This is a genomic window from Paraburkholderia tropica (genome assembly GCF_900109265.1).
GTDB lineage: Bacteria > Pseudomonadota > Gammaproteobacteria > Burkholderiales > Burkholderiaceae > Paraburkholderia > Paraburkholderia tropica.
Genome location: NZ_FNZM01000024.1, coordinates 1 through 12072, shown reverse-complemented (window position 1 = coordinate 12072; position 12072 = coordinate 1). Strand labels below are relative to the sequence as shown.

The window sequence follows — 12072 nt, the reverse complement described above, 5'->3', positions numbered from 1 at the left end:
ATATTATAACTTTTCCGCGCATCTGACATTGTCGCCCGCAATGTCGGGCTATTCCGCTGGGCTTATAGGCAGCCGCTCAAGCTGATAACCAAAGCCGTACAGCGTCGTCAGACGCCAGCCATGCTCGGGCCCGAGCTGCAATTTGCTGCGCAGCCGCGAGGCGTGCGTGTCGAGCGTACGCGACCTTACGTCGCGGTTCAGATTCCACACCGTTTCGAGAATGCGCGCGCGCGAAACGGGGCGCGAGGCGTTCGTAAACAGCAGCAGCGCGAAGCGGAATTCCTTCGGTGTCAGCGTGACAGTCTGACCCCTAAACGACACCTGGTAGCGTGCCGAATCGAATAGATAGTCGCCGAAACCATGGCGCGCGCGGTTGCGCGGGCGGCGTACGCCGGCGCGGCGCAGCAGCGCGTCGATGCGGGCGAGCATTTCGGGGCCGCGCACGGGCTTGCTGATGCAGTCGTCGGCGCCCGCCTGGAGACTGCCGACGATCTCGCTTTCGTGCGGCGAGGCCATCAGCACGATGGCGGGCAGGCCGGGCAGCAGGCGGCGCGCGTGCGGGATGAGGTCGTCGCCGCTCTGATCGCCGCACCAGTGCGCCGCGATCAACAGGTCGAAGGTATCGTCTTCGAGCGCCGCCATGAGCGGAGCAGCGTGCGCAAAATGCCGGCACGCGTGACCGCCCGCGATGAGCAGGCGTTCGACGAGTTCAGCATGACGCGCGTCAGGTTCGACAAGGGCGATTCGCATAGCAGTTTACAGCCGCGGCGGGCCGGGCGCGCTTGCCTTGCGCCATCCCGCCCCCTACACTCAACCGCTACGCGGAAAGCGCCGAGCCGACCGTTTTTCAGTGAAAGCACTGTTGTTAATGAGACAAAAAGAAATGCTATTCGCCGCGCAGCAACGGTCCTATCGGACTTTTCTGAAAATCCCTAGGACAAGTCGCTAATGGGCTGGCTCGGCATCGTCGTGCTGGGAGTCGCGGTGGGTCTGGCGGGCTGGCTGTTCCATCCGCGCCGCCGCGCTTCGGGCGCCGCATCGGGCGGCCTCGCGCTCGCCGTCGTGGCGGCGCTGGCCGGCGCGGCGCTCGCCAAGGCCGCCGGGCGCGCCACGGGCTTCTTCTACGACGGCGAACTGCTCGAATGGCCGGTCTGCACGGCTGCCGCATTCGTGTGTGTCGCGGTGGCAGTCGCGCTGCGCGCGCGACGCTGACCTCTCCCGCTTTCCGGCACGCTGACTTGCGCCTTCCTACGTCCGCCTCCGCTTTCTCTTACGCCCGCTGCGCGGTCCGGCCACACGCCGGCGCACCCGATCTCGCATCTTTCGGCACACTTGAGGTGCCGGTCCCACATCCGCAGGTGAAACCATGAACGCCCGACTTCCCGAAACGTCCACGATCCCCCAACGCATCGCCGCGCTGCGCGCCGCGATGGCGAGCGCGCACGTCGATGCGGCTCTCGTGCCGTCCGCCGATCCGCATCTGTCCGAATATCTGCCGGGCCGCTGGCAGGGGCGCGAGTGGCTATCGGGCTTCACGGGGTCGGTCGGCACGCTGGTCGTGACGCAGGATTTCGCGGGCGTGTGGGTCGACAGCCGCTACTGGGTGCAGGCCGAGCAGCAACTGGCCGGCACCGGCATCCAGCTGATGAAGATGATGGGCGGCCAGCAGACCGCGCCGCACGTCGACTGGCTCGCGCAGAACGTGCGCACGGGCGGCACGGTGGCCGTCGACGGCGCGGTGCTCGGCGTGGCCTCGGCGCGCGCGCTGGCCGACGCACTGGCGGCGCGCGGCGTGACGCTGCGCACCGACCTCGATCTGCTCGACGACGTCTGGAGCGGCCGCCCGACGCTGCCGCTCGCGGCCGTCTACGAGCACGCCGCGCCGCACGCCGACCTGCCGCGCGCGGGCAAGCTGGAGCAGGTGCGCCGCGCGATGGCGGAGAAGGGCGCGCAGTGGCATTTCGTGTCGACGCTCGACGATCTCGCGTGGCTCTTCAACCTGCGCGGCGCCGATGTGAGCTACAACCCGGTGTTCGTCGCGCACGCGCTGATCGGCCCGGACGACGCCACGCTGTTCGTCGCCGACGGCAAGGTGAACGCCGACCTCGCGCAATCGCTCGCGCGTGACAACGTGCGCGTCGCGCCCTACGCCGATGCCGCGACGGCGCTCGCTGCGCTGCCCGCCGACGCGTCGCTGCTGGTCGATCCGCGCCGCGTGACATACGGGCTGCTGCAAGCCGTCGCGAAGGCGGTGAAGCTCGTCGAATCGGTCAATCCGAGCACCTTCTTCAAGTCGCGCAAGACGGCGGCCGAAGCCGACCACGTGCGCGCGACCATGGAGCAGGACGGCGCGGCGCTCGCCGAATTCTTCGCGTGGTTCGAGGCGGCGCAGGGCCGCGAAACCATCACCGAACTCACCATCGACGAAAAGCTCACGGCCGCGCGCAAGCGCCGTCCGGGTTTCGTGTCGCTCTCGTTCGGCACGATCGCCGGTTTCAACGCGAACGGCGCGATGCCGCACTACCGCGCGAGCGCCGAGTCGCATGCGGTGATCGAAGGCGACGGCCTGCTGCTGATCGATTCGGGCGGCCAGTACCTCGACGGCACGACCGACATCACGCGCGTCGTGCCGGTGGGCACGCCGAGCGCCGAACAGAAGCGCGATTTCACGCTCGTGCTCAAGGGCATGATGGCGCTCTCTCGCGCGCAGTTTCCGCGCGGCATCCGCTCGCCGATGCTCGACGCGCTCGCGCGTGCGCCGATCTGGGAAGCGGGCGCCGATTACGGCCACGGCACCGGTCACGGCGTGGGCTACTTCCTGAACGTGCACGAAGGCCCGCAGGTCATCTCGCACTACGCGCCCGCCGAGGCGTGGACGGCGATGGAAGAAGGCATGATCACGTCGGTCGAGCCGGGCATCTATCGTCCGGGCAAGTGGGGCGTGCGCATCGAAAATCTGGTGCTGAACCAGGCCGCGGAAAAGACCGAATTCGGCGATTTCCTCAAGTTCGAGACGCTGACGCTGTGCCCGATCGACACGCGCTGCATCGACCTGACGCTGTTGCGCGAGGACGAGCGCGCGTGGCTCAATGCGTATCACCAGACGGTGCGCGTGCGCGTCGCGCCGCACGTGAGCGGCGACGCGCTCGCCTGGCTGGAAAAGCGCACGCAGCCGATCTGAATTTCGCTCGCTGAACGGCGAGGCCATTCACGGAGTAGCGACACGGAGTAGAGGCGCATGACGATCAAGGCAGTCGTGTTCGACTTCGGCGGCGTGCTGGTCGACTGGAGTCCCGAGTATCTCTATCGCGAGCTGATTCCCGACGACGAGGAACGCCGCTGGTTCCTCACGCACGTCTGCGCGATGGATTGGGTGATCCGCCAGGACGGCGGCGAGCTCATCGCCGTCGGCACCGAGGAGCTGGTCGCGAAGTTTCCGGAGCACGAAGCGCTGATCCGCGCGTTCTACGAGCGCTGGCACGAGATGATCGGCGGCCTGCTAGAAGGCGGCGTGGCGACGTTCGAGCGGCTGGAGGCGGCCAACGTGCCGATCTTCGGCCTCACGAACTGGTCCGCCGAAACCTTTCCGTGGGCGTGGGAGCGCTTCGGCATCCTGCGCCGCTGCCGCGACGTGGTGGTGTCGGGGCGCGTGAAGCTCGTGAAGCCCGATCCGGCGATTTTCCACGAGATGTTTCGCCGCATCGAAGCGCAGTTGCCGGGCGTGCGTCCAGGCGAACTCGTGTTCATCGACGACAACGCGCACAACGCGCAAGCCGCCACCGCGCTCGGCTGGCACGGCGTGCATCACACGAGCAACGCGCAGACCGACGCGCAGTTGCGCGCGCTCGGCCTGCCGGTCTGACGCGCGTTTTTTTACGCGGATTTCACCCTTTATCCGCGTTCATTTCGATGTCGACGAGGCGGGCGCGACCGGTTGCAGCAGGCTGCGCAGCGCGTCGGCGATACCCTTCGCGGTTTGCCCCGCGCCCTGCGCCACGCCTTGCGCGCTCACGCCGAGCGCCTGCGCGAAGCCCGCGCGCAGCTCGGTCATCAGGCTTTCGTCGAGACGGAATTTCGGATCGTGCAGATTGCCGTCGAGCACGAAACGCAGCCGGATATTGCCCTTGTGCGTCTTGAGCGCGGCCACCGCGGCGCGCGTGGGAATCGACAGAAACGTGTCGAGCGGGTCGCTGCTTTCGGCGAGTTGGAGTTGATGCAGCGTGATCGTGCCGGGCGCGTGGATGCGGTAGGCGCTCACCGTCGCGTTCAGGTCGAGGTCGAGCGTGCCGCCCGTGATGTTCGCCTTCGGCCCGGCCTTTTTCAGCAGATACGGATCGAGCATCGTGATGTCGACGCCACGCAGCGTCGTGCGCGTCTGCGAATCTTTGGTCGCGATGCGGATCCAGCCGCCGAAATTCACATGCCCCGTGTGCTGCGGCCCCTTGAGCGCGCCGCTCACCGCGACTTGCGTGGGCTCGTCGAGCGCGGGCAGATGCACGTGATCGACACTCGCCTGCGCCTCGCTGACCGTCACGCGCCACGGCGGAGTGCCCACCGAACGGTCGTAAAAGTCGAACGTGCCGTTGTCGAAGCCGATGTGATCGATCAGCTTGTCCGAAGACAGCTCGGTTTTGTCCGATGATGCCGTGCCCGCCGCACTACCTGATTCAGTCGGCGAGGCGGCGGCCATTTCCTCGCGCAGGTTCGGCAGGATCTGGATCGAGCCGTTCTGGCGGCGCAGGACCGTCATCGTGAAATGGCTGACCGTGATGTCGCGGATGTGCACGCGATGCGCGAGCAGCCCGCGCAGATCGGGCGCGATCGTGATGCGCTGCGCGCGCAGCGTGTCGGCGGTCGGCCAGTCGGGCGGCGGCTTGAGGCGCACGTCGTCGAGTTCGATCGAATCGAGCGTGAGCGAGACATGGATGCGCGAGGCCGTGCCGATCGGCGCGAGCAGCGCCTCGATGCGCGACTTCGCGTCGCGCTGCAACGCGTAGAGACCGATGAGCGCGCCGAGCACGAGCACCGCGACGACGATCGCCGCGATCAGGACGATGCGGGAAACAGGGCGCGGACGGTTCGGCGACGACATGCGGGGCACCTTGCGTGAAAGAAAGGATCGACGGCGTGGCGACTGCGCGGCGTGTGACAAAGGCCGTAGCGTAGCGCGTTCCCAGCAACCGCCATGCCGTGCGTGACGCCGCGCGCAAAAGCCGACGCAAAAGCCGACGCAAAAAAAACGGCGGCCCGCAGGCCGCCGTCGTTCGCCGCGCCGCTCAGTGGCGGTGCGCGATGGGGGAGTTCGACGCGATCAGCGCGAGATCGGCTTGTAGCGCAGACGCTTCGGACGCGCGGCTTCTTCGCCCAGACGCTTGATCTTGTCGGCCTCGTATTCCTGATAGTTGCCGTCGAAGAACGTGACTTGCGAGTCGCCTTCGAACGCCAGGATGTGCGTGGCGATACGGTCGAGGAACCAGCGATCGTGCGAGATCACCATCACCGAGCCCGCGAATTCGAGCAGGGCGTCTTCGAGCGCGCGCAGCGTTTCCACGTCGAGGTCGTTCGACGGTTCGTCCAGCAGCAGGACGTTGCCGCCCGAAATCAGCGTCTTGGCCAGATGCAGACGGCCGCGTTCACCGCCCGACAGGTTGCCGACGACCTTCTGCTGGTCGCCGCCCTTGAAGTTGAAGCGGCCGATGTACGCGCGCGATGGCGTTTCGTACTTGCCCACCGTCAGCACGTCCGCGCCGCCCGAGATTTCTTCGAACACGGTCTTGTTGGCGGCCAGCGCGTCGCGACTTTGATCGACGTAAGCGAGCTTGACCGTCGGGCCTTGCACGATTTCGCCCGAATCCGGCTGCTCCTTGCCCGTGAGCATGCGGAACAGCGTCGACTTGCCGGCGCCGTTCGGCCCGATGATGCCGACGATCGCGCCCGCCGGAATCTTGAAGCTGAGGTTGTCGATCAGCAGACGGTCGCCGTACGACTTGCTGACATTCTTGAACTCGATGACTTCGTTGCCCAGACGCTCGCCCGCCGGAATGAAGATTTCCTGCGTTTCGTTGCGCTTCTGGTAGTCCGTGCTCGACAGTTCCTCGAAGCGCGCGATACGCGCCTTCGACTTCGCCTGACGGCCCTTCGGGTTCTGGCGCACCCACTCCAGTTCCTTCTTGATGGCCTTCTGGCGCGCCGATTCCGTGGCTTCTTCCTGCTTCAGGCGCTCTTCCTTCTGGTCGAGCCAGCTGGAGTAGTTGCCCTTCCAGGGAATGCCGTGGCCGCGGTCGAGTTCGAGAATCCACTCGGCGGCGTTGTCGAGGAAGTAGCGATCGTGGGTCACGGCGACGACGGTGCCCGGGAAGCGCGTGAGGAACTGTTCGAGCCACTCGACCGATTCGGCGTCGAGGTGGTTGGTCGGTTCGTCGAGCAGCAGCATGTCGGGCTTTTCGAGCAGCAGCTTGCACAGCGCGACGCGGCGCTTTTCACCGCCCGAGAGATTGCCGATCTTTGCGTCCCACGCCGGCAGACGCAGGGCGTCGGCGGCGATTTCGATCTGCTGTTCGGCGCTGCCGTCGGTCGTGGCGAGGATCGCTTCGTACTTGGCCTGTTCGGCGGCCAGCGCGTCGAAGTCGGCGTCCGGCTCGGCGTAGGCGGCGTAGATTTCGTCGAGCTTCTTCTGTGCGTTGAACACGTCGCCCAGACCTTCCTCGACGGCTTCGCGCACGGTCTTTTCCGGATCGAGCTGCGGCTCCTGCGGCAGATAGCCGATGTTCAGGTTGGGCATCGGCGTGGCTTCGCCTTCGATGTCCTTGTCGACGCCGGCCATGATCTTGATGAGCGTGGATTTGCCCGAGCCGTTCAGGCCGAGCAGACCGATCTTCGCGCCCGGGAAGAACGACAGCGAAATGTCCTTCAGGATCTGGCGCTTGGGCGGCACGATCTTGCCGACCCGGTTCATGGTGAAGACGTATTGGGCCATGAGAGTGTCTTTGGAGTCTGAAAAACGGGAGAAAAAAGGGCGGAATTCTGTCTTGCACCGCGCGATGTTCGCCATCGGGCGGGATGCGCAAACCGCTATTGTACGGGGCGCGGGCGGCGGGGGAGCGATGCGGGGCCGCGAGCGGCGCGGCGCATCGTCATCCGTAAAAAAGCCCGCTCACGAGCGGGCTTTTTCGGCGCTTGCGAAGACGTCGCTTAAACGTTAAACGGTAAGACCTGCCCGGTAAGCCTTGTCAGCGCTAGCGGGCAGTCAATTGTCGCTTTCATGATGCCCCCATCCATGCCCCCATTTTGATCGAATGGGGGCGAACGTCAGCGGACATTGACCGGATGGGGGCGTTCTGGCTTGCTATTTTAACTGACCGGCGGCACCTCTACGCAGCCCTGCTGCCCGAAGATCGCTTGCTCGATTCGGTCGAAGTCCAAGTAGCGCTGGTGGAACGCCACCGCGATCTTGTCGTCACCGGCTGCGCGCAACGCATCGACACACGCGTCCAAGGCAACCGCCTGGAACGTGGCCGTCTTTGCGCCGCGCGGAGCCAACTGCTGCTGATAGACGTTTACCGCAGCCGCACAATGGACGTTCTGCCTCGGATACATCACGACGAATCGACCGGACGCGTAAGCACCGCTTGAAATCATGCTGTGGCTGAGAAGGTGCTCTCGCCACAACTGCTGTAGCGGACTTCCTCGCAGGGCTAGTGCATCTGGATCGCTGTAGATGCCGGAATCTCGGGAAAGCTCGTCATAGCGCGGTCGCAGTGTTGCGATAGGCTCGGTCATGGTCTCCGTGTATTTGACTTCGATTGCGACGAATCCGCTGTCTCCTTGGGTTGTCGTGCAAGTGACAAAGACATCGAAGGCGGTGTAGTCGTGCGTGAAGGTCGGGTTACCTCGCCCCGGCGAGTGCTCGAAGTGAATGCCGCTAACGGTTTCCACGTAGTCGGGGAAGAGATGCCGGAAGAAGCGATTGGCTTTCTCGATGTCCAGTTTCATCCCGCCGAACAGGTTGAAACACAGCGGCTGGCTCGATAGCAGATTGGTCCAAAGACGCTCTTGCTCGATCATCGCGCCGATTTCGCAATACACGGATTCGCGCAATGCGAGCCGCGCAATGTCGGGGGACAGGAAGTTGCCACCGGCTTCGGCGCACTCGGTATCGAGTCGGCTACCTAACTTGTACCGTTTGCCTTTGGCATTGCGGTGGGTGCCAATGGGCAAACCTTTCTCTTCGCGCCATAGGGCCTGCAATAGTCGGGCCGCAGCCATGAATCGGCTGTCGCCGGGCTCATAAACCTTGTGTGCCTTCAGGATTCTCGTTGGTACGAGAGGCGGGCGATTGTGTTGCATGTGATCTCCTTGGGAAAGGAGGGCCGTTCGACCCTCCCAAGGAGATTCAGAGCTCCGCCGCCGTAATTTACTTGGGGCTGGACTTGCCCTTGGCTTTGCTCTTCAGAGGTGCGTTACCACGTTGCTGGTGAAGGTGATCGCATAGAGCCTTGATTTGGGCGACCACGAAAACCCCGTCCTCGGACGGCAGGCGATCCAGCCATGCCGAAATGCGTAGCGCCTGATCGGACGGGCTGGGGGACGCCTCCGACAATAGGCTGGAGACGCTGGTGTTCAGCACGTTTGCCAGCTTGTCGAGTGTCAGGACGGATGGGACTGCCACACCGCGCTCGAATCGGGATACCGTTTCAGTATCTACGCCGACCTGTTCGGCCAATTGATCCTGAGTCCAGCCGAGAGCTTTTCTTTGCTCCGCGATTCGCTGTCCCAGCCGCTTCCCGATTTTCTGGCGTGCGCCAGCGTTGTCAACCATATTTGTTGCCTCAAGAACAACTCGTATGGTTGGGCGGACGTGCTATCACAAGAAGGATGTGATATGTTGAAACTCAAATCAACAAATTAGATCGGTATCGCGCCGCACATGAAGAATACTGCGAACTCTCGGGGTGTTTTTGCAAGAACTCTTTGCCTCAGTGTTGTTGCTGTCGCTAGCGTGGCCGCGTGCGGAAAGAGTGTTCCCTCACCGACATTAGACGCTCGGGCATTTGAACAAAGTTACTTTCGCCCCAATCCGCCCAACTGGACGAAAGTTACGGTAACGGAGCGTCACTTCCTGCTGTCGTCGCGGCAGATGTACCGCTCGAATTTGGCCTCGGTCTACTTTCATTCGTTCGATGAGTGTCAGGCGAACCTTCGGAATTACTCGGCATGGCAGGCGCAGGGAGACATCAACCGGAGCGGACAAACCTTTGTCCACGCGCTCGCGGTTGACCAGTACACGGACAATTCGCCAGCGCTTGGGCCGGAGCTCGTGACGCTGCAATGCGTTGACACGTCTCTTCAGTCCCAGACGCCGCCGCCGACTCCCGCGTTCGCTGATGCGGAGAAGGTCGCCGATACGCCGGTAAGTCAGAGCGAGCTTCCTTCGTCTCAAAGCAAGACGGCGTCAGGCGGTGGGGTGGCGATCAAGAAAAAGCCCTTGACCTACCTTGATCCGCAGGAATCGGACATCGCAAAGGGCTTCGACGCGCAATACAATTCCGCGAACCAAGATTCCCCCTATCCTATCGCCCTCGGGTTGGGTATCTACGACATAGCGACTCGGAAACTCGTGGGTGCGGGGACGACGCCCTACCATTTCAACGAGTTCTCAGACTGTTGGGGCAACGTTCTAAACTACCTCTCCTACATGACCCCATACTCAAAGATGGTTCCTCATCGTCCGGAAGCATTGGCTCTGTACGGGGAGACGGCACCCGGTGGTCAATATGTCGGCCGTGATCCGAAGACTCAGAAGATTGTTTTGGTCATTCCGGTATGCGTGCAAAAGACAGCGGATCGTGGCTACGTCGAAGACCCGCAGCGAAGAGCACCGCAGCCGGCATTTGATCTTGCCCAGAAATTTGTGGCTTTGGGTTTTGTGAAATGAGGCCGCAAGCCGGGCAATTGACTGAAGGGTATTTGAAATAAATCGGCTGCTGGAGGCTGGCGAACGCTTTTTTTCGGTGTTTTTTGTACGTTTGGGCCTCTCAACCTTATATGTGTACGTAGGCGTTCGCATTTCACCTCGGGCACCTATGCGGACTTACTCGTCCTTGTACGGAGCCGCTCCTTTCGGGTGATTGTCTCGGTCCGAGAAGCGTATCTATCTGAGCGCTATCGCCTTTTTCGGCGCCGAACGATACGGAGGCACTGGATGCAGATTCTTGACTACCCTTTCTCACGGCCAAACGACGCCTCCACGCACGGTCATTCTTCGTGGGAGCAAGAGGACAAAGCCCGTCATTTCATTGAGGCGGGCTTTCCCGACTGGAAGCGCAACGGTTACCGTCTGGCGGGCGGTGGCGAAAGTAGTGAGCTTGCGCAAGCGATCTTCGGAGACAGTCTGGAAGATTTTGAAAAGGCGGTGGAGCATGAGTACCCGAGTCGTGCTCCTAGCCCTTACATTTTTCAGAAGCGTCTAGTGCCCGTGTCCCCTGATGCACGCGGGCCATTGACTGCGGCTCAGTTCGTTGATCTCTACAGCGCTATCGCCTTCGCAAATTTTAACGGGCAGGTCTTCAATGTCCACGTCTCCATAACTTGGGAGCTGCTCGGCATAAACCGGCACGAAGATGCGGCGGACGCTTTCTGCAACTCGTTTCGGAAACCCTTGGAGCGGTGGTATCGCGATAAGGTGGGGAGGAAGCACCCATTCGTATGGTTGTATGTGCACGAAATCGGTCAAACGCATGGATTCCATACGCACTTTTTGATCTCGATTCCCGACTCGTTACGGCCAGCTTTCAAGGAGTGGGTTAAGGCGCGATTGAGCAAGATTTCGCGTGTTAGCGAATTGGACAAGTGTTCATTCAACGTTGAATGGCGCACGCGCTCAGCGGGTTCGATGTGGCAGCAATGGAAGTGGTTTGGGTACGTCATGAAGGGAGTGGACTTGACTGCGCAGGTGCTGTCTGTCGTCGGTCCCGATCCTTTCCAGTTGGTCGCGGAGTTGTTCCCAGACGAGTTGAAGAACGGAGGCAAGGCCGACTGCAAGTTGATGTGCGGCGTGTCACGCAAGATCGGGCAACAAAGCCGCCGGAACGCTCGGTTTCGCTCCCTGCTGGAGCATGGTGTGGTCGATGTGCGACGCTTGTATGCCGGACTGGAGTACTTGGGATATTTGCGCCGTCGAGGTCTTGGCGTGGGCGATCCGATTGTCCCGGCACTGCTGCGCGCAGAAGTCGAGACTCTTGAAATCGCGGCACTGGAATCGGCAAATGCGGAGGTCTACAAGCACGAGCGCCGGCAAAGGTCTGTTGCGCGTCACCTTGACCAGCAGAAAGCGCGCCGCGAACGTCGTGAACGAGTGAAGCTGATGCAGAGGTTACAGCAGATATTCAGCTCGTCGTGCAGGGAAAGTGCAGATCGGATTCAAAGTGCAGCAGATTCCCTTAGTTAAATCAATGGCTTATGGGCGTGGTGGTCGGCGGGCGGTGTCTAAGCACGCAAATTTTGGCATACAAGCGTCGCACATCGACCACACCATGCTCCAGCAGGGAGCGAAACCGAGCGTTCCGGCGGCTTTGTTGCCCGCCTACAGATGCGCGGTTAATTTTGACTGCATCGTGCCCACGGTTGTGGATTGGCTTCGTCGGGGCGGATACGTTCGAGGTCAGTAAGTTGTCTGTAGTTGGCTTCGCGATGCTCCATAACCAGAACGGCGGGGGAGATGATTGGAGCAGCCCCCTGAAACACCGGACACAGCGACCCACTTAAAATAACGGGTAGGCATAAGACTGTGTTTTTGACTAACACCAGGCAGGAAGTGATGGACGTGTTGACGGGCCCGGAGCGTCGGCGGCGCTGGACAGCGGAGCAGAAGCTGTCGATGGTGCGCGAGAGTTTCGAGCCGGGGAAATCGGTATCGTTGGTGGCTCGCCAGCACGGCGTGAACCCGAACCAGCTATTCCACTGGCGCAAGCTGTACCAGGACGGCAGCCTTTCGGCGGTCAAGGCTGGCGAAGAAGTCGTTCCGGCATCAGAGCTGGCGGACGCGCTAAAGCAGGTTCGTGAACTGCAACGGAT

At 62.4% G+C, this 12072-nt stretch carries 11 protein-coding genes; 6 read left to right on the top strand and 5 right to left on the bottom strand.

The window, feature by feature from the left end; all coding sequences use genetic code 11:
• Positions 1 to 48: 48 nt before the first annotated feature.
• The gene (locus BMY06_RS32070) at positions 49 to 750 is read right to left on the bottom strand and encodes a response regulator transcription factor (RefSeq protein WP_065062637.1); all 702 of its coding nucleotides are present in this window, start codon (positions 748 to 750) and stop codon (positions 49 to 51) included.
• A gap of 198 nt (positions 751 to 948) precedes the next feature.
• Between BMY06_RS32070 and BMY06_RS32065 the strand changes: the two genes are divergently transcribed.
• The 3 genes from BMY06_RS32065 to BMY06_RS32055 all read left to right on the top strand — a co-directional run bounded on the left by BMY06_RS32065 (position 949) and on the right by BMY06_RS32055 (position 3862).
• The gene (locus tag BMY06_RS32065; protein WP_074987128.1) at positions 949 to 1212 is read left to right on the top strand and encodes a hypothetical protein; all 264 of its coding nucleotides are present in this window, start codon (positions 949 to 951) and stop codon (positions 1210 to 1212) included.
• A 154-nt stretch (positions 1213 to 1366) separates the two neighbouring features.
• Positions 1367 to 3181: an aminopeptidase P family protein gene (locus BMY06_RS32060; RefSeq protein WP_065062633.1), complete on the top strand. Its 1815-nt coding sequence runs from the start codon at positions 1367 to 1369 to the stop codon at positions 3179 to 3181.
• Positions 3182 to 3238: 57 nt separating this feature from the next.
• Positions 3239 to 3862 (top strand): HAD family hydrolase, encoded by a 624-nt coding sequence (locus BMY06_RS32055; RefSeq protein WP_074987127.1) that lies wholly within the window; start codon positions 3239 to 3241, stop codon positions 3860 to 3862.
• 39 nt (positions 3863 to 3901) lie between these two features.
• On the opposite strand, the gene BMY06_RS32050 is transcribed toward BMY06_RS32055, so the two are convergent.
• The 4 genes from BMY06_RS32050 to BMY06_RS32035 all read right to left on the bottom strand — a co-directional run bounded on the left by BMY06_RS32050 (position 3902) and on the right by BMY06_RS32035 (position 8818).
• Positions 3902 to 5092 (bottom strand): DUF748 domain-containing protein, encoded by a 1191-nt coding sequence (locus BMY06_RS32050; RefSeq protein WP_074987126.1) that lies wholly within the window; start codon positions 5090 to 5092, stop codon positions 3902 to 3904.
• 219 nt (positions 5093 to 5311) lie between these two features.
• Complete coding sequence (ettA, locus tag BMY06_RS32045; protein WP_074987125.1) at positions 5312 to 6976, bottom strand: energy-dependent translational throttle protein EttA; 1665 nt, start codon at positions 6974 to 6976, stop codon at positions 5312 to 5314.
• A 374-nt stretch (positions 6977 to 7350) separates the two neighbouring features.
• Positions 7351 to 8346: a PGN_0703 family putative restriction endonuclease gene (locus BMY06_RS32040; RefSeq protein ID WP_074987124.1), complete on the bottom strand. Its 996-nt coding sequence runs from the start codon at positions 8344 to 8346 to the stop codon at positions 7351 to 7353.
• Positions 8347 to 8413: 67 nt separating this feature from the next.
• Positions 8414 to 8818 carry a helix-turn-helix domain-containing protein gene (locus BMY06_RS32035; RefSeq protein ID WP_074987123.1) on the bottom strand — a complete coding sequence of 135 codons (405 nt, stop codon included), beginning with the start codon at positions 8816 to 8818 and terminating at the stop codon, positions 8414 to 8416.
• 108 nt (positions 8819 to 8926) lie between these two features.
• Here BMY06_RS32035 and BMY06_RS32030 point away from each other — a divergent pair, with 108 nt between their 5' ends.
• From BMY06_RS32030 to BMY06_RS32020, 3 genes are all read left to right on the top strand, one after another.
• A complete protein-coding gene (locus BMY06_RS32030) occupies positions 8927 to 9934 on the top strand; it encodes a hypothetical protein (RefSeq protein WP_124263297.1) in 1008 nt (335 codons plus the stop codon).
• A gap of 267 nt (positions 9935 to 10201) precedes the next feature.
• Complete coding sequence (locus BMY06_RS32025; RefSeq protein WP_074987121.1) at positions 10202 to 11446, top strand: hypothetical protein; 1245 nt, start codon at positions 10202 to 10204, stop codon at positions 11444 to 11446.
• Between the two features lie 369 nt (positions 11447 to 11815).
• A partial coding sequence (locus tag BMY06_RS32020) for a transposase (RefSeq protein WP_143064451.1) occupies positions 11816 to 12072 on the top strand: 257 nt, incomplete at its 3' end.

Excerpts from the sequence above, each read along its gene's own strand:
- BMY06_RS32070 (WP_065062637.1), bottom strand. The coding sequence starts at position 750 with ATGCGAATCGCCCTTGTCGAACCTGACGCGCGTCATGCTGAACTCGTC.
- BMY06_RS32065 (WP_074987128.1), top strand. The coding sequence starts at position 949 with ATGGGCTGGCTCGGCATCGTCGTGCTGGGAGTCGCGGTGGGTCTGGCG.
- BMY06_RS32060 (WP_065062633.1), top strand. The coding sequence starts at position 1,367 with ATGAACGCCCGACTTCCCGAAACGTCCACGATCCCCCAACGCATCGCC.
- BMY06_RS32055 (WP_074987127.1), top strand. The coding sequence starts at position 3,239 with ATGACGATCAAGGCAGTCGTGTTCGACTTCGGCGGCGTGCTGGTCGAC.
- BMY06_RS32050 (WP_074987126.1), bottom strand. The coding sequence starts at position 5,092 with ATGTCGTCGCCGAACCGTCCGCGCCCTGTTTCCCGCATCGTCCTGATC.
- ettA (WP_074987125.1), bottom strand. The coding sequence starts at position 6,976 with ATGGCCCAATACGTCTTCACCATGAACCGGGTCGGCAAGATCGTGCCG.
- BMY06_RS32040 (WP_074987124.1), bottom strand. The coding sequence starts at position 8,346 with ATGCAACACAATCGCCCGCCTCTCGTACCAACGAGAATCCTGAAGGCA.
- BMY06_RS32035 (WP_074987123.1), bottom strand. The coding sequence starts at position 8,818 with ATGGTTGACAACGCTGGCGCACGCCAGAAAATCGGGAAGCGGCTGGGA.
- BMY06_RS32030 (WP_124263297.1), top strand. The coding sequence starts at position 8,927 with ATGAAGAATACTGCGAACTCTCGGGGTGTTTTTGCAAGAACTCTTTGC.
- BMY06_RS32025 (WP_074987121.1), top strand. The coding sequence starts at position 10,202 with ATGCAGATTCTTGACTACCCTTTCTCACGGCCAAACGACGCCTCCACG.